Consider the following 14760-nt stretch of genomic DNA (forward strand, 5'->3'; position numbering starts at 1 on the left):
CCCCTCATGAACGGGACGATTGCCAAGCTCGCGCTGCAGGCGCTGCTGGGGCGCCGCCGCTTCTACCTCCTGCTCGCGTTCCCGATCCTGCTGATCGGGCTCGTCGTGCTGGTGACCGCACTCGTCGACGGCGACGCCGCCTACCAGATCCTGCCCAACCTCGGCTACCCGCTCGTGCTGCCCCTCGTCGCGATCCTGGCCTCCTCCTCGGTGCTCGGCCCGGAGGTCGACGACGGCTCGATCGTCTACCTCCTCGCCAAGCCGGTGAACCGTCACGGCGTCGCGTTCAGCAAGTGGATCGTCGCGCTCGGCGCCACCTTGACGGCCGGGGCGCTGCCGATCCTGGTCGCCGCGCTCATCACCGGCGACAGCACCCGGGCGCTCGCGCTGTTCGTCGCTGCGGCCGTCGCCGGGACGGCGTACTCCGCGCTCTTCCTCGCGATCTCCGCGGTGACCCGGCACGCCGTCATCGCGTCGCTGATGTTCGTGCTGATCTGGGAGAGCCTGCTGGGCAACCTGTTCAGCGGCATCGCCTGGCTCAGCATCGGCCAGTGGGGCCTGCGCATCGGGCACGAGATCTCCTCCGAGCTGCCCGACCCGGCCAACCTGCCCTACGCGATCATCGCCAGCGTGGTGGTGACCGCCGCCGGCGTGTGGTTCGCCGGCGACCGCCTCCGCTCGTTCTCCATCAGCGGCGACGAGTAGCCGCCGCGGCCGGGCGGCGTCCCACTAGGCTCGCTGTGTGGACCTCCCCGTGATGCCGCCGGTGCAGCCGATGCTCGCCAAGAGCGTGAGCGGCGTGCCCGACCCGGCCAAGCACGGCGGCCTGAGCTTCGAGCCCAAGTGGGACGGATTCCGCTGCCTGGTCTTCAAGGACCGCGACGAGGTCGAGCTCGCCAGCCGCAACACCAAGCCGCTCACGCGCTACTTCCCCGAGCTCGTGGAGGCCGTGCGCCGTCAGCTGCCCGAGCGCGTCGTGCTCGACGGCGAGATCTTCGTCGGACTCGAGGGCGCCGGAGGCTGGCGGTTGGAGTTCGAGGCCCTGCAGGAGCGCATCCACCCCGCCGCGAGCCGGGTCGACAAGCTCGCCGTCGAGACGCCCGCCGGCTTCGTCGCCTTCGACCTGCTCGCGCTCGGCGACGAGTCGTACGTGCATCGGCCGTTCGCCGAGCGCCGCGCCGCCCTCGTGGAGGCGCTCGGCGACCTCGACGGCACCGGGCCGTGCTTCCTCACCCGCACCACCGAGGACCCCGGCGAGGCCGAGCGGTGGTTCGAAGAGTTCGAGGGCGCGGGGCTCGACGGCGTGGTCGCCAAGCCGCTCGGGGCGGCGTACGAGCCCAACAAGCGCACCATGCTCAAGATCAAGCACGAGCGCACCGCCGACGTCGTCCTCGCCGGCTACCGCGAGCACAAGACGTCCACGCCGGAGCAGCCGCTGATCGGGTCGCTGCTGCTCGGCCTCCACGACGACGCCGGCGAGCTGCAGCACATCGGCGTCTCGGCCAGCTTCACCGCCGCTCGGCGCGCCGAGCTGTGGCACGAGCTCCAGCCGCTCGTGTGCGACATCGCCGAGCACCCGTGGGGCCGGTGGAACGAGTTCCTCACCGCCAACCCCGACCGCGTCCCCGGCACCCAGAGCCGGTGGAGCGCCGGCAAGGACCTCGGCTTCACCGCCCTGCGACCCGAGCGGGTGCTGGAGGTGAAGTACGACCACATGGAGGGCCGCCGCTTCCGCCACACCGCCCACTTCGTGAGGTGGCGGCCCGACCGCGACCCCCAGAGCTGCGACTACTCCCAGCTCGAGGAGCCCGCCGGCTACGACCTCACTAGGATCCTCAGCACCCGACCCGGAGGCGAGTCATGACCGAGCACACCGACCACCCCACCACCGACGACTCGATCCACGACGGCAGGGGCAGCTACGACGTCGTGCTCCTCGTCGAGCAGGCGATCACGCCGGGCGACGCGAAGCGCGTGCGGTCGCTCCACGCCGAGATCGAGGACCCCGTCGTCTACCACGTGCTGCTGCCGCTCGAGGACGCCGCGGCGCGCATCGAGGCCTCGCTGGGCACGCTCGGCGCGGGCGACCTGATGGCCGCGCCGGCCCTGGCGATGAACGACGTCGACATCGAGGCGCTGCGCCGCGAGTGCGAGGAGCAGTCGTCCTCCGACCTCCAGCAGACCCTCGTGGCGCTGCGCGACGCCGGCGGCACCGCCCACGGCAAGATCACCTCCGAGCCGCCGGTCGACGCGCTCGCCGCGCTGGTCCGCTCCGTCGACGCGCGGGAGGCCATCATCTTGACCCGCCCCCACGTGGTGGCCGAGTTCTTCCACGTCGACTGGACCTCCCGCGCCCGCCGCAAGCTCGGCGTACCCGTCCTCCACCTCATCGAGCACGAGAACTTCGACGAGCAGTCCTCCGGCTCCGGCGAGGGCGTCAGCGGCCTCTAGCCGAGTCGGCGCATCCTGACCCCCGAACAACGTCGAGTCGGCGCATCCTGACACCCAAACAGCGTCGAGTCGGCGCATCCTGACGAGACGCCCGTCAGGACAGGCCGACTCGACGGCTTCCCGTTGTCAGAACGCGCCGCCTCGACCTCCTACCGTTGTCAGAACGCGCCGCCTCGACCTCCAACCGCTGTCAGAACGCGCCGCCTCGACCTTCAGCGGCGGGTGACGCGGCGTACGACGGCGCGGCGCAGGATGGCGGCCGCCTCGCGGCCGCCGACGACTGCCTGCTGGCCGCGGCGGGCCTGCTCGAGGTCGCGTCGCAGCTGCTGCACGGTGGCCCGCTGGGCCTCGCGCGCCTGGCGCGCGGCGAGCGTCGACTCGGCCTTGGTGTGGTCGAACGTGAGTGCGACGGCGTCGGCGTAGCGGGCGTTGTAGTCGGCGTGGATCGTGTCGAGCGCGGCCAGCGTGTCGGGGTCGTGCGGGGTGGTGGTGAGCACGCCGAGCAGCTGCCAGACCTCCTCGGCCATGTCGCGCAGCCAGTCGGGGGTGCGCACGTCGTCCCAGGTGAGCTGCGACTTGCGCATCGACGGCTCGATGAAGTCGTCGACCGGGTGGTGCTCGCGCTCGGAGGCGGGCGCCGACAGGTCGGTGTCGAAGGCGAGCTCGAGCTGCTGCTGCACCGGCGCGAGCGCCGCGCGCCAGTCGGTCAGCAGGTCGACGTACTTCACGAACGCCCGCTTGGAGCCGCGGCCGGCCTGCTCGGTGAGCAGCGCGGCGTGCACCCACCCGGCGACGTTGGACGTCTCCTTGGTCAGCCGCAGCTCGTCGGGCTGGCTGGAGAGGTAGGCGATGTCGCGCGAGCCGACCACCTCGGCCGGGTGCCGCAGCGCGGTGAGCCAGCGCAGGTCGGCGCCGAGCTCGGCGCTGACGACCTCCCACACCTGCGCGAACCAGAACGCGTGGGGGTCCTTCACCACGACCTGGTCGCCGGGCTGGCGCTCGGCGAGCTGGCCGGCGAGCCACTCGTGCAGCTCGCCGGTCGGGACGCCGGTCTCGACGTAGCGGGCGACGATGTCGACGGCCGCGGGGCGGCTGTCGATGTTGAAGAGCGCGAGCTCCTTGAGGTGCCGCTTGTGGAAGTCGATGACCCACTGCGGCTCGTAGAACCCGCGCGGGTTGGTCTCGGACGCCTCCACCTCGGGCTGCGGCACGTGGAGGCCCAGCCGCTTCAGCGTGCCGGCGAGCGAGCTCGTGCCGCTGCGACCGGACCCGGAGACCAGCACCAGCGGGGTGCCCGGCTGCGTGTCGGGCTGCGCGTGCGAGAGGGCGTCCGGCTGGACAGGGGACGTCGGCATGGCGTCACCCTATCGGCCGGACGCACGCTCCCTGCCCGCCCACCGGGGCGGCCTCTAGGATCGTCGCGACCCTCCGCCGCCCACCTCGAGAACGGGACTGACGACACGTGGCACTCACCGACAGGCTCGGCGGCAAGGTGCGCTCCGCGATGCGCCGCGCGCGCCGCGACGGCCCGCTCGACGTCGTCTACGTCCTCTTCAACGCCGACGGCATGGGCGGCACCGCCCGCTCCGGCATCGAGCAGGCCAACGCCCTCCTGAGCCTCGGCGAGGGCCACCGGGTCCGCATCCTGAGCGTCACGCGCAGCGGCGACGCGACCCACTATCCGCTGGTCGACGGGCTCGAGGTCACCTACCTCGTCGACGTACGCCCCGAGCGCCCGGTCGCCGTCTCCGGCGACCACCCCGCCGAGCTGGCCCAGCGCGAGTCGACGATCGTGCCCCGCAGCTGGGACGCGCTCTACAACGCCCTGACCGACGCCACGATGCGTGAGGCGCTTGCCGGCATCGACGCCGACGTCCTCGTCACCACGACCCCCGAGCTGCTGGCCGCGGTGGCCCAGCTCGCGCCCGCCGACGTGGCGCTGGTGCACCAGGAGCACCGGGCGTCGTCGAGCCGGGTCAACGACCTCGGCGCGCTGCTGCAGTTCGCCCCGCGCGCCGACGTGGTCGTCTCCCTGACCGAGTCGATGTCGCGCTGGCTCGCCGGCCGGCTCGGCGGGGCCGCGCCCGAGCTGCAGGTGATCCCCAACCCGCTCCCCGCACACCCCCAGCCCCGCTCCCCGCTCGACCAGGGGACGTTCGTCACCGCCGGCCGGCTCGCGCCGGAGAAGCAGTTCGAGCACGTCGTCGACGCCTTCTGGCGCGTCCACGAGCAGCTGCCGGGCTGGACCCTCACCATCTGGGGCGACGGGCCGCGCGCGGACAACCTCGCCGCCCAGGTGCGCAAGCTCGGCCTCGAGGACCGCGTACGCCTGCCCGGCTCGACCGACGACCTCGCCGCCGAGTGGGCGCGGGCCAGCGTGGCCGTGCTCGCCTCGCGCGGGGAGGGCTACCCGCTCGTCCTGCAGGAGGCGATGTCGGCCGGGGTGCCCCCCGTGACCTACGACTGCCCGTCGGGCCCGCGCGAGATGATCACCCACGACGTCGACGGACTCCTCGTGCCGCCGGCCTCCAAGGCCGCGCTGGCTGCCGCCATGCTGCGGATCGCCGCCGACGACGACCTCCGCGGCCGACTCGGCGCCGCCGCCCTCGAGCGCTCGCGCTCCTGGGACGGGCAGGTGCTGGCACGCCGGTGGGTCGAGACGTTCCGCACCGCCGTCGCCCGCCGCGCCGACCCGCTGGCACCGCGACGGGTGCTGCACGGCCTGCGACCCGGCCCGCTCGGCGACCTCCCCGAGACCTCGGGCGCGGCCGGCGTCACCCCCGCGCAGGCGCGTACGACGGCGCTGCGGGCGCTGACCGCGGCCGCGGACGCCGCCGGCGAGGGCTGGTTCGTGGTGCCGGCGCGCGGCCTCGATCCCCACCCGGTGGTCGTCGTCCCGTCCTCGCGGCGCGGCGCGTTCCTCGCCGCCTTGGCCGCGGGGTCGTTGCCCGACTGGCTGTCGGTGCGCGACCCGGCCGAGCGCGGCTGGCCCGAGCGCCGGGGCACGGTCGCGGTCATGGCCGACGAGCTCGCCCGCACCCGCACCGCCACGCTGTTCCTCGAGCCGTGGCCGATGCGCGGCGGCCACGACGGACTCCTGGCCGAGGGCGTCGAGGTCGGCGTGCAGTTCTGGGAGGAGGCGCCCGACGGCGACCTGCTCGCACCCGGACCCAACCGCTACGGCGACCGCGTGCCGGCCGGCACCCCGCGCACCACGACGACCGTCGAGGGCGTTGAGGTGCCGACGCTCGAGGTGATGGCGCTGCCCACCGTCGACGACTGCCGCTTCGACGTCGACGTCGTCTACACCTGGGTCGACGGCGACGACGAGGCCTGGCTCGCCGCCCGCGACGAGCGGATCCGCGAGCTCGGCGGCACCCCGAGCGCCCGCGCCGGTGGCGCGTCGCGCTACCGCAGCCGCGACGAGCTGCGCTACTCGATGCGCAGCATCCACCTCTTCGCGCCGTGGGTGCGGCGCATCCACCTCGTGACCGCCGGGCAGGTGCCGTCGTGGCTCGACACGGGTCACGACCGGGTGCGGGTCGTCGACCACCGCGAGATCCTGCCCGCGTCGGCACTGCCGACGTTCAGCTCGCACGCGATCGAGACCCGCCTCCACGCCGTGGCCGACCTCGCCGACCACTTCGTCTACGTCAACGACGACGTCTTCCTGGGCCGCCCGCGGCGCCCCGAGCACTTCTTCTCCCCTGGCGGCCAGTACGCCGCGTTCGTCGCCGACCACCGCGCCGTCGGCCTCCCCGGCACCGACGACCGGCCCTACCTCTCGGCGGCGCACAACAACCGTCGCGTGCTCGCCGACGCCTTCGGGGTGGCGCTGACGCACACGATGATGCACAGCCCGCACCCGCAGCGGCGTACGACGCTGGAGGAGATCGCGGCCCGCTTCCCCGACGAGGTCGAGCGCACCACGCACGCTCCGTTCCGCTCGGCGAGCGACCTCTCGCTGCTGTCGTCCTTCGCCCAGAGCTACGGCCTGATCACCGGCCAGGCGTACCGGGCCGGCGCCCGCCACGGCTACGTCGACCTGGGCCACCAACAGCTCCCGGCCCAGCTCGGCCAGATGCTCAAGCGCGACCGCGACTTCTTCTGCATCGCCGACAACCTGCTCGCCGCCTTCGACGAGGAGCGCGCCGACGGGCTGCTGCACGACTTCCTGGAGCGCTACTTCCCGATCCCCGCGCCGTGGGAGAGGTCCTAGCCACCGGGTTGCGCCCTGTCTCCCCCGGGGTCACGCTGGACGGGCGTGCAGACGTACGCGCCGTCGGCGCCGCGCGCCGGCCGGGCAGGAGGGAGCAGGCTCATGCGCAAGGTTGCAGCGTTGACATCCATCGTGGTCGGGGTCGTCATGGCGATCGCCGGGGTCGTGGTCTGGATCGTGGTCTCCACGACGTTGGCCGACCAGAGGATCACCGTGTCCGACGACGCCTCGTGTGCCGCGGGAGACGGGGTCAACGGCCCCCTGTCGGCCTACTGCCAGGCCGACGTCATCGACAAGCACACCCTGGAGATGACGGGCGGCAAGACCTACGCCGAGCTCGACCGCGAGGACCCCAACCGGGAGGTCGCCATGGACTCGGCGTTCCTGCAGGCGTCCTTGTTCACGTCGGTCGTCGCCTTCGGGGTCTCGGCGATGGCGTTCGTGCTCGGCATCGTGCTGGCCCTCATCGGGCTCGCGCTCCGCGCCCCGGCAGAGAGGGTGTGAGCGCCCTCAGTCGGCGATCCGGTTGCCGTCGGCGTCCCAGTGCGACTCGACCTTCTTCGACGGCTGCACCCGCGGCGGCTCGCCGGGCATCTTGGGGTGGTCGGGCGGGAAGTTGAGCTCGACCGGGTGCTCCTCCCACAGCTCGAGCAGCGGCTGGAGCGAGTGGTGCACGTCGTCGATCGACGCCCACGGGTCGCCGTCGACGGCGAGGCGCGAGGGCACCGAGAAGAGGTTGAGGTCGGCCGGCGAGGTGAGTGAGGCCAGCTCGTCCCACGCCAGCGGCGTGGAGACCGGGGCGCCGGGCAGGGGACGCAGCGAGTAGGCCGAGGCGATGGTGCGGTCGCGCGTGTTCTGGTTGAAGTCGACGAAGATCCGCTCGCCGCGCTCCTCCTTCCACCACGCGGTGGTCACGCCGTCGTCGCGCTTCTCCAGCTCGCGGCCGAACGCGATCGCGGCGTGCCGCACCTCGGCGAACTCCCACCGCGGCTCGATGCGGACGTAGACGTGGATGCCGCGGTTGCCCGAGGTCTTGGCGTAGCCCGTCATGCCGAGGTCGGCGAGCAGCTCGCGGGCCACCCCGGCGACCCGCACCGCGTCGGCGAAGGTCGTGCCGGGCTGGGGGTCGAGGTCGATGCGCAGCTCGTCGGGGTGGTCGACGTCGTCGCGCCGCACCGGCCACGGGTGGAAGGTCAGCGCGCCCATCTGCGCGCACCAGACGGGCACCGCGATCTCGGTCGGACAGATCTCCTCGGCCGTGCGCCCGGAGGGGAAGGTGATCGCGACGGACTCGAGGTAGTCGGGCGCGCCCTTGGGCACCCGCTTCTGGTAGAACGCGTCGGCATCGCGGTCCTGGGGTCCGGTCGCCAGCTTCATGCCCGGCCGCACGCCGGACGTCCACCGCTCGAGCGCCGTCGGCCGGTCCCGCAGGGCCCGCATCAGGCCCTCCTCGACGCTCGTGAAGTACTCCGCGACCATCAGCTTGGTGACCGCCGGCGTGCGGTCGGTCGCCTCGTAGATCACCCGGTCCGGCGAGGAGATCCTGACCTCGCGCTCCCCCGCCCGGACGTACGCCTCCGACGCCTTCGCCATGGGCCGACCCTAGCCGGGCCGCCGGCTGGATCGCCTCCGTAGACTCGCCGCATGGCCTACGACGTGCAGAAGACCGACGAGCAGTGGCGCGAGGAGCTCACCCCCGAGGAGTACGCCGTGCTGCGCCAGGCGGGCACGGAGCGCGCGTTCACCGGCGAGTACACCGACACCGAGACCGAGGGCACCTACTCGTGCAAGGCCTGCGGGTCGGAGCTGTTCACCAGCGACACCAAGTTCCACTCCGGGTGCGGGTGGCCGAGCTTCTACCAGCCGATGACCGACACGGTGGAGTACATCGAGGACGACTCCCACGGCATGAAGCGCGTCGAGGTCCGCTGCGCGACCTGCGGCTCGCACCTGGGTCACGTCTTCCCCGACGGCTTCGGCACGCCGACCGGCGACCGCTACTGCATCAACTCGATCAGCATCACGCTCAACGAGGAGAAGTAGCCTCAGTCGACCTGCTGCAGCGCCGAGGTGACCGTCACCAGGCCCTCGCCATAGGTCTCGTCCGCCCACGCCTGGATCGAGCCGTCGTCGAAGACGACGTCCGCGTCGAGCGAGTCGGGCGCGGTCGAGCCGCTGGTCAGCAGCTGCTCGCCGAGCGCGGCCTGGAGCTCCTGGCTGATGGTGTTGAGGTCGGCGTCGGTGCGCTCGACGGTGGTCACGCAGAGCAGCCCGCCCCACGTCTTGCGCAGCTCGGCCTCGGCGGCCGCGGCGTCGCCGGTGACCGCGACGCTGATCGTGCCGTTGCTCAGCCATGCGCTGGCGTACGTCGGCAGCGCGGAAGCGGCGGCGAGGGTGGCGTCCATGTCCTCGGGAGTGGCCTTGTCCGGGTCGGTCGTGGTGGCGTCGTCGCAGGCCGGCTCCAGGCCGCCGGCGCCGGCCTCGACGTCGCCCATCGGGTCGTAGAGCGCCGCCGGGGTCGCCTCGGTGACGGTGAACGTCGTGCCGTCGAAGGTGCCGGTGACGGCGTACTGGCCCCAGGTCACCCCGCCGGCCTCCTCGGCACCGACGTCACCCCACTCGAAGCCCTCCAGCGTGGGGCCGCCGCACTGCGGCGGGTAGGACTCGGCGACCGCACCCAGGCAGAGCTCGGGCCCGCCACCGGAGTCGAGCACGGTCACCAGCCCGCGGGTGCGCACCTCCCCGTCGGGCACCGGCGTCGGCGGCCCGTCGGACGACGCGGACGGCTCGCCCGAGCCGGCGGAGTCGACGGCCCGCATCTCGGCCTCGGTCGAGCAGGCGGTGGCGGCACCCAGGACGGTCAGCACGGCAGCAGCGGTGAGGATCCTCATGATCCTCCGACGCTACTGCGTCCCGGGCCGTTCCGGGCTCAGGGCAGGCGCTCGAGCAGCTCGGCCGGCGTCACGCGGGCGCCGGTGTAGAACGGCACCTCCTCGCGCACGTGGCGACGCGCGTCGGACGCGCGCAGCTCGCGCATCAGGTCGACGATCCGGTGCAGCTCGTCGGCCTCGAAGGCGAGCATCCACTCGTAGTCGCCGAGCGCGAAGGACGCGACGGTGTTGGCCCGCACGTCGGCGTAGCCGCGCGCCTGCTGGCCGTGCTGGGAGAGCATGCGACGACGCTCGGAGTCCTCGAGGAGGTACCACTCGTAGGACCGCACGAACGGGTAGACGCACACGTGCGCGCGCGGCTCCTCGTCGGCGAGGAACGCCGGGATGTGCGACTTGTTGAACTCCGCCGGACGGTGCAGCGCCATCTGCGACCACACCGGCTCGAGGCGGCTGCCGAAGGAGGTGCGTCGGAACGCGTTGTAGGCGCCCTGCAGCTGCTGGGAGTCGGCGGCGTGCCACCAGACCATCAGGTCGGCGTCGGCGCGCAGGCCGCTGACGTCGTAGAGCCCGCGCACCACGACGTCCTGCTCGGCGAGCACCTCGAAGAGGGCCTGGACGTCGGTCGCCTCGGCCGCGCGGTCGGCGTCGCCCAGGACGTCGCGCAGCTTGAAGACCGACCACATCGTGTAGCGGATCGTGTCGTTGAGATCCCGCGTGCGGGCGGCGTTGGTCTGCGTCTCGGTCGACTCGGTGCTCATGACCTCATTCTGCCCGTGTGACCGAGGCCACGGCCTGCCGGGCCGACCCGATCACCGCGGGGATGCCGACGCCGTCGTACGCCGCCCCGCACACCGCCAGCCCCGGAGCCCCCGCCACCGAGGCGCGGATCCGCGCCACCCGGTCGAGGTGCCCGACGGCGTACTGCGGCAGCGCGCCGCCCCACCGCTGCACGTGGGTGTCGACGGGGCGCGCGGTGATGCCGGCGATCGTCGCCAGGTCGGCGAGGGAGACCCGCACGAGGTCGCCGTCGCCGGCCTGGAGGGTGGCCTCCTGGCGGTGGCGCCCGAGCGAGGTGCGGAGCACCACCACGTCGGGGTCGAGGTCGCGCACCCACGCCCACTTGGCGAAGGAGAAGGTCGAGGCCTTGATCGCGCGGCGCTCGACGGGCGGCACGAGGAAGCCGGAGCGGTCGAAGAGCGCCTCGGGCACGTCCCGGGACCGGAAGGCCAGCGTGACCACGGCGACGCTGGCCGCCTCGATCGTCCCCAGCTCCGCCGCGGCGTCGGGGAGAACGTCGCCGAGCAGGCGGGCGGTGGGCGCGGCCGGGGTGGCCAGGACGACGGCGTCGGCCTCGACGGTCTCGGCGCTCGTGGTGGGCCCGACGGTGAGCGCCCAGCCCGTCGGCGTGCGCTGCAGCGCGCGGACGGTGGCCGAGGTGCGCGCCTCGAAGCGGCCGCCGTCGACGACGAGGCCGGGCAGCCGGCCCATCCCGCCCGGCAGCGCCGCGAAGACGGGCGCGACGGAGGCGGGCACCGAGGCGGCCTGGTCGAGCAGGCGGCCGCGGCGGGCCATCGCGAGCAGCTGGGGCACGGCGGCGGCCGCGGAGATGCGGCGCGCGTGGCCGGCGTAGACCCCGCCGAGGAGCGGCTCGACGAGCCGGTCGACGAGCTCGTCGCCGAGGCGGGCGGCCACCAGGTCGCCCACGGAGACGTCGTCGGAGGTGACGGGGACGTCGGCCTCGGCGCTCGCCCGGGCCAGCCCCTCGGGGCTGAGGACCCCGCTGGCCGCGAGCTGGTCGAGGTCGAACGGGACACCCATCAGCGAGCGGGGCATGGTGCGCAGGGCCCCGCGCGACCAGACCGCCGACGTCGCCGGCGTCGGGTGCACGACCTGCGCGCCGACCTCCTCTGCGAGCGCGAGCCCCTCGAGACGGCGGGCGAGCATCGCCTCGGCACCGACGTCGACCCGCAGCCCGGCCACCTCGCCGGTCCGCAGCTTGCCGCCGACCTGCGGCGAGCCCTCGAGGAGCAACACGTCGCGTCCGGTGGCGGCGAGCCCTCGCGCGGCCACCAGCCCGGCGATCCCGCCACCCACCACCACAGCGTCACGCCTCACGCCTCCAGCCTGCCAGAGCGCTCCCCCGCCCGTGCGGGGACCTAGGCTGCGGGCATGGACTCCTCCCCAGCAGCCGACCGGATCGCCGTGATGATCGACGCCGACAACACGCGGCCGTCCTACGCCAACGAGGTGCTCAGCGAGGTCGCCAAGTACGGCAACCCCACGATCCGGCGGGTCTACGGCGACTGGACCAACGCCCACCTCACGCAGTGGTCGCGCAAGCTCAACAGCCTCGGCCTGCGGGCGATGCACCAGAACGCCTACACGTCGGGGAAGAACTCGACCGACCTCGCGCTCGTGATCGACGCGATGGACCTGCTCTACGACGGCAACGTGGAGGCGTTCGCGCTGGTCACCAGCGACAGCGACTTCACCAGCCTCGCCCACCGCCTCCGCGAGTCGGGCAAGTGGGTCTACGTGCTCGGCGAGAGCAAGGCTCCGGAGTCGCTGCGCAACGCGTGCGACAAGTTCATCGACCTGGCCGTCGTCGCCGACCAGACGGACGACAGCGACGACGACACCGCCGTCGATGCCGACACCGACGACACGGCCGGGGCGACCACCCCCTCGATCAACCTGCAGAGCGCGCTCACCCGGGCGGTCAACGCCGTCTCCGACGACGACGGCTGGGCGCTGCTGCCGGCGCTGGGCAACCAGCTGATCCGCACCCACCCGTCGTTCGACGCGCGCAACTTCGCCGGTCCCGGGGCGAGGTTGAGCACCCTCGTCACCGCTCAGCCCTATCTGGAGACCTCGGGCACGGGCAACGCGATGCTGGTCCGGCTCAAGGGCCACAAGCCGGCGACGCAGAAGACGACGCAGAAGACGACGCAGAAGACGGCCCAGAAGACGGCCCAGAAGCCGGTCGGCCGGAGGTCGGCGGCGAAGAAGTCGGCGGCGAAGAAGTCGGCGGCGAAGAAGTCGGCGGCGGCGCCGACGAGCGAGAAGGCCGCTGAGAAGGCCGCCGAGAAGGCCGCCGAGAAGGCCGCCGAGAAGGCCGCCGAGAAGGCTCCTGAGAAGGCGGCGGAGAGGGAGCCCGAGACCCCCACCGTGAAGGCGACGGTGAGGACGACCACGCGGAGGGCGTCGGCGAAGCGGTCCTGACCCCGGTCACCGGGCGACCATGTGGACCAGCTCGGTGGCGGCGGCCAGTGCGGTCGTCGCGGCGAGCACGAGGGTCGGCCCGCCGATCGCGCGGTAGTGGCGGCGGTCGCGGCGGTCGGCGCCGTAGCGGCGCCACCCCTCGGCCAGGACCCACAGCGTGAGCACGGTCAACCCGGCGACCGGGACCAGGGCGGCCGGCCCCAGGATCGACCAGGTGTGGCGGGCGGTGGCGACGGCCACCACCAGCAGGGCCATCGCCGTGCGCTCCCACGCCAGGGTGGTCTTGATGTCGTCCTCCTTGCGCCTGGCGCGACGAGGCGTCTCGTCGCCGGGATGCTCCGTGCTCGTCATGGCGTCGCCCTCACCCTCACGACCCGTCACCACAACAGGGCGAGCAGGACGGCGCACACCCCGACGATCACCAGCGTGAGCAGCGCCCCGAACCCGAGGGGCGGCAGCGACGCGCCACGGCGCATCGACCGCTCGGCCAGCCCCCACCGCAGCCAGGTCAGCGCCGCGGCGACCAGGGCGAGGACGATCAGGGCGAGGGCGATGGCGCGCTGGGCGCCCGCGGGGATGGAGAGGTCGACCACGTCGAGGGCGACCCCGCCGGCGAGCAGGGCCAGCGCGGTGCGGATCCAGGCCAGGAAGGTCCGTTCGTTGGCGAGGCTCGCGCTGTAGTCGGGGTCGTCGCCCTCGCCGTAGACCCACCGGGGGCGGCGGCTGCGCCCGGCCACTAGGCGGGATCCCGGTTGGCGACCAGCGGGGACAGCCACCTGCTGGCCGGGTCGGCGTCGACGAGGAGTGACCGGACGAGGATCGAGAGCGGCACGGCCAGGATGGCGCCGACGGGCCCGATCACCCCGGCCCAGAAGAGCAGCGAGAGGAACGTCAGGGTGGAGGTCAGCCCGACCGAGTTGCCGACGACGCGGGGGTGGATCACCGAGCCGATCACGAAGTTGACCGCCAGGTAGACCGCCACCACCGTCACGAACAGGCTCGGGCCACCCTCGAGCAGGGCGAGGACGGCCGGCGGCACCAGTCCGATGACGAAGCCGATGTGCGGGATGTAGCTGGTCAGGAAGGCCAGCAGTCCCCACACCAGCGGCGCGGGGAGGTCGAGGAGGGTCAGGGCGATGGTGTCGAGGACGGCCGCGAGGAGGCCGAACGCCGTGGAGACCAAGAGGTAGCGACGCGTGTCGTGGGCGAAGTTGCGCAGAGCGGCGACCAGGTCGGGCCGGTCCGTGGCCACGGCGTCGAGCTGGTGCCCGAAGGACCTGCCGTCGGCGGTCATGAACAGCACCAGCGCGAGCATGAAGACCAGGCCGGAGACCAGGCCGTAGACGTCCGACAGGGCGTCGGTGGCCAGGCCCAGGAACTTGCCCAGGTCGAGGCCGTCGAGGACGTGGCGGATCTGCTCGGTCGAGACACCCACCCGTTCGAGGACCCCCATCGCGTCGGAGAGCGCCTGGTTGAAGTCGTCCTTGTACTGCGGCAACAGGGTCGCGAACCTGGCGACGGCCACCACGATCGACGCCGCCAGGCCGATCGCGAGGACGGCGACCAGCAGCACACACAGTGCGGTCGCCAGCCATCCCCACAGGTGACGGTCGAGCCACACCCGGAGTGGATGCACGGCGATCGTGAGGACCAGGGCGAGGAAGGCGGACCCGATCAGGCTCGACGAGGCGCGCATGCCGGAGATCACCACGAACGCCGCGGCCAGGCCGAGCAGCACGATCAGGCCGCGCGGCAGCGCGCCGTTCCACGAGGCGCCGGCACGCCGCCCGGGTCGGCCCCGCTCGTCCGCGTCTGCGGCTGGAATGGGCACGGGGCTCCCTCCGTCCGGGACGCCGAGACGTCCCGGGGCTGCTCCGGCTCCACGAGACTCGGGCCCCCCGGCGCCGGTGGCGACGGACCCCCTACCGCTCTCGACCATACGCCTGCCTCAGGCGCTCGCGTGCAGCCGAACCTCGC

The 14760-nt window shown here is 73.1% G+C and carries 15 protein-coding genes; 7 read left to right on the top strand and 8 right to left on the bottom strand.

Annotation, left to right across the window (positions count from 1 at the left end; genetic code table 11):
* Window positions 1-6: 6 nt before the first annotated feature.
* Genes AC3X7Z_RS04260 through AC3X7Z_RS04270 form a run of 3 tightly spaced genes read left to right on the top strand, consistent with a single transcriptional unit; the run spans window position 7 to window position 2451 of the window.
* On the top strand, window positions 7-705 hold the full coding sequence (locus AC3X7Z_RS04260) for an ABC transporter permease (protein ID WP_489975110.1): 699 nt from the start codon (window positions 7-9) through the stop codon (window positions 703-705).
* 37 nt (window positions 706-742) lie between these two features.
* Window positions 743-1864: an ATP-dependent DNA ligase gene (locus AC3X7Z_RS04265; protein WP_489975111.1), complete on the top strand. Its 1122-nt coding sequence runs from the start codon at window positions 743-745 to the stop codon at window positions 1862-1864.
* Window positions 1861-2451, top strand: a complete 591-nt coding sequence (locus tag AC3X7Z_RS04270; protein ID WP_489975112.1) for a hypothetical protein — start codon at window positions 1861-1863, stop codon at window positions 2449-2451. The genes AC3X7Z_RS04265 and AC3X7Z_RS04270 overlap by 4 nt, the downstream gene beginning before the upstream one ends.
* A gap of 212 nt (window positions 2452-2663) precedes the next feature.
* On the opposite strand, the gene AC3X7Z_RS04275 is transcribed toward AC3X7Z_RS04270, so the two are convergent.
* Window positions 2664-3806 (bottom strand): sulfotransferase family protein, encoded by a 1143-nt coding sequence (locus tag AC3X7Z_RS04275; protein ID WP_489975113.1) that lies wholly within the window; start codon window positions 3804-3806, stop codon window positions 2664-2666.
* Between the two features lie 107 nt (window positions 3807-3913).
* On the opposite strand from AC3X7Z_RS04275, the gene AC3X7Z_RS04280 reads away from it, so the two are divergent.
* Together AC3X7Z_RS04280 and AC3X7Z_RS04285 are read left to right on the top strand one after the other, a co-directional pair.
* Window positions 3914-6670 carry a stealth conserved region 3 domain-containing protein gene (locus AC3X7Z_RS04280; RefSeq protein ID WP_489975114.1) on the top strand — a complete coding sequence of 919 codons (2757 nt, stop codon included), beginning with the start codon at window positions 3914-3916 and terminating at the stop codon, window positions 6668-6670.
* Window positions 6671-6790: 120 nt separating this feature from the next.
* Window positions 6791-7174: an aromatic ring-opening dioxygenase LigA gene (locus AC3X7Z_RS04285; RefSeq protein ID WP_241005204.1), complete on the top strand. Its 384-nt coding sequence runs from the start codon at window positions 6791-6793 to the stop codon at window positions 7172-7174.
* Between the two features lie 6 nt (window positions 7175-7180).
* Here AC3X7Z_RS04285 and AC3X7Z_RS04290 read toward each other — a convergent pair whose 3' ends face one another.
* On the bottom strand, window positions 7181-8263 hold the full coding sequence (locus AC3X7Z_RS04290) for a DNA polymerase domain-containing protein (RefSeq protein ID WP_489975115.1): 1083 nt from the start codon (window positions 8261-8263) through the stop codon (window positions 7181-7183).
* 51 nt (window positions 8264-8314) lie between these two features.
* On the opposite strand from AC3X7Z_RS04290, the gene msrB reads away from it, so the two are divergent.
* Window positions 8315-8713 carry a peptide-methionine (R)-S-oxide reductase MsrB gene (gene msrB, locus AC3X7Z_RS04295; protein WP_489975116.1) on the top strand — a complete coding sequence of 133 codons (399 nt, stop codon included), beginning with the start codon at window positions 8315-8317 and terminating at the stop codon, window positions 8711-8713.
* Between the two features lie 2 nt (window positions 8714-8715).
* Here the strand turns inward: msrB and AC3X7Z_RS04300 are convergent, their stop codons facing one another.
* Genes AC3X7Z_RS04300 through AC3X7Z_RS04310 form a run of 3 tightly spaced genes read right to left on the bottom strand, consistent with a single transcriptional unit; the run spans window position 8716 to window position 11676 of the window.
* A complete protein-coding gene (locus AC3X7Z_RS04300) occupies window positions 8716-9561 on the bottom strand; it encodes a hypothetical protein (protein ID WP_489975117.1) in 846 nt (281 codons plus the stop codon).
* 38 nt (window positions 9562-9599) lie between these two features.
* A complete protein-coding gene (gene hemQ / locus AC3X7Z_RS04305; RefSeq protein ID WP_186339080.1) occupies window positions 9600-10319 on the bottom strand; it encodes a hydrogen peroxide-dependent heme synthase in 720 nt (239 codons plus the stop codon).
* Window positions 10320-10323: 4 nt separating this feature from the next.
* Complete coding sequence (locus AC3X7Z_RS04310) at window positions 10324-11676, bottom strand: protoporphyrinogen/coproporphyrinogen oxidase (protein ID WP_241005205.1); 1353 nt, start codon at window positions 11674-11676, stop codon at window positions 10324-10326.
* A gap of 54 nt (window positions 11677-11730) precedes the next feature.
* Here AC3X7Z_RS04310 and AC3X7Z_RS04315 point away from each other — a divergent pair, with 54 nt between their 5' ends.
* The gene (locus AC3X7Z_RS04315) at window positions 11731-12783 is read left to right on the top strand and encodes an NYN domain-containing protein (RefSeq protein WP_489975118.1); all 1053 of its coding nucleotides are present in this window, start codon (window positions 11731-11733) and stop codon (window positions 12781-12783) included.
* A 6-nt stretch (window positions 12784-12789) separates the two neighbouring features.
* On the opposite strand, the gene AC3X7Z_RS04320 is transcribed toward AC3X7Z_RS04315, so the two are convergent.
* Genes AC3X7Z_RS04320 through AC3X7Z_RS04330 form a run of 3 tightly spaced genes read right to left on the bottom strand, consistent with a single transcriptional unit; the run spans window position 12790 to window position 14614 of the window.
* The gene (locus tag AC3X7Z_RS04320; RefSeq protein ID WP_186339082.1) at window positions 12790-13134 is read right to left on the bottom strand and encodes a DUF202 domain-containing protein; all 345 of its coding nucleotides are present in this window, start codon (window positions 13132-13134) and stop codon (window positions 12790-12792) included.
* A 26-nt stretch (window positions 13135-13160) separates the two neighbouring features.
* Entirely contained in the window at window positions 13161-13520 is a 360-nt protein-coding gene (locus AC3X7Z_RS04325; RefSeq protein WP_206054424.1) for a YidH family protein, read from the bottom strand.
* Window positions 13520-14614: an AI-2E family transporter gene (locus tag AC3X7Z_RS04330; protein ID WP_489975119.1), complete on the bottom strand. Its 1095-nt coding sequence runs from the start codon at window positions 14612-14614 to the stop codon at window positions 13520-13522. Before AC3X7Z_RS04330 ends, AC3X7Z_RS04325 begins: the two co-directional genes overlap by 1 nt.
* Window positions 14615-14760: the final 146 nt, after the last annotated feature.

It is taken from the genome of Nocardioides sp. Z24_21, from assembly GCF_058134345.1.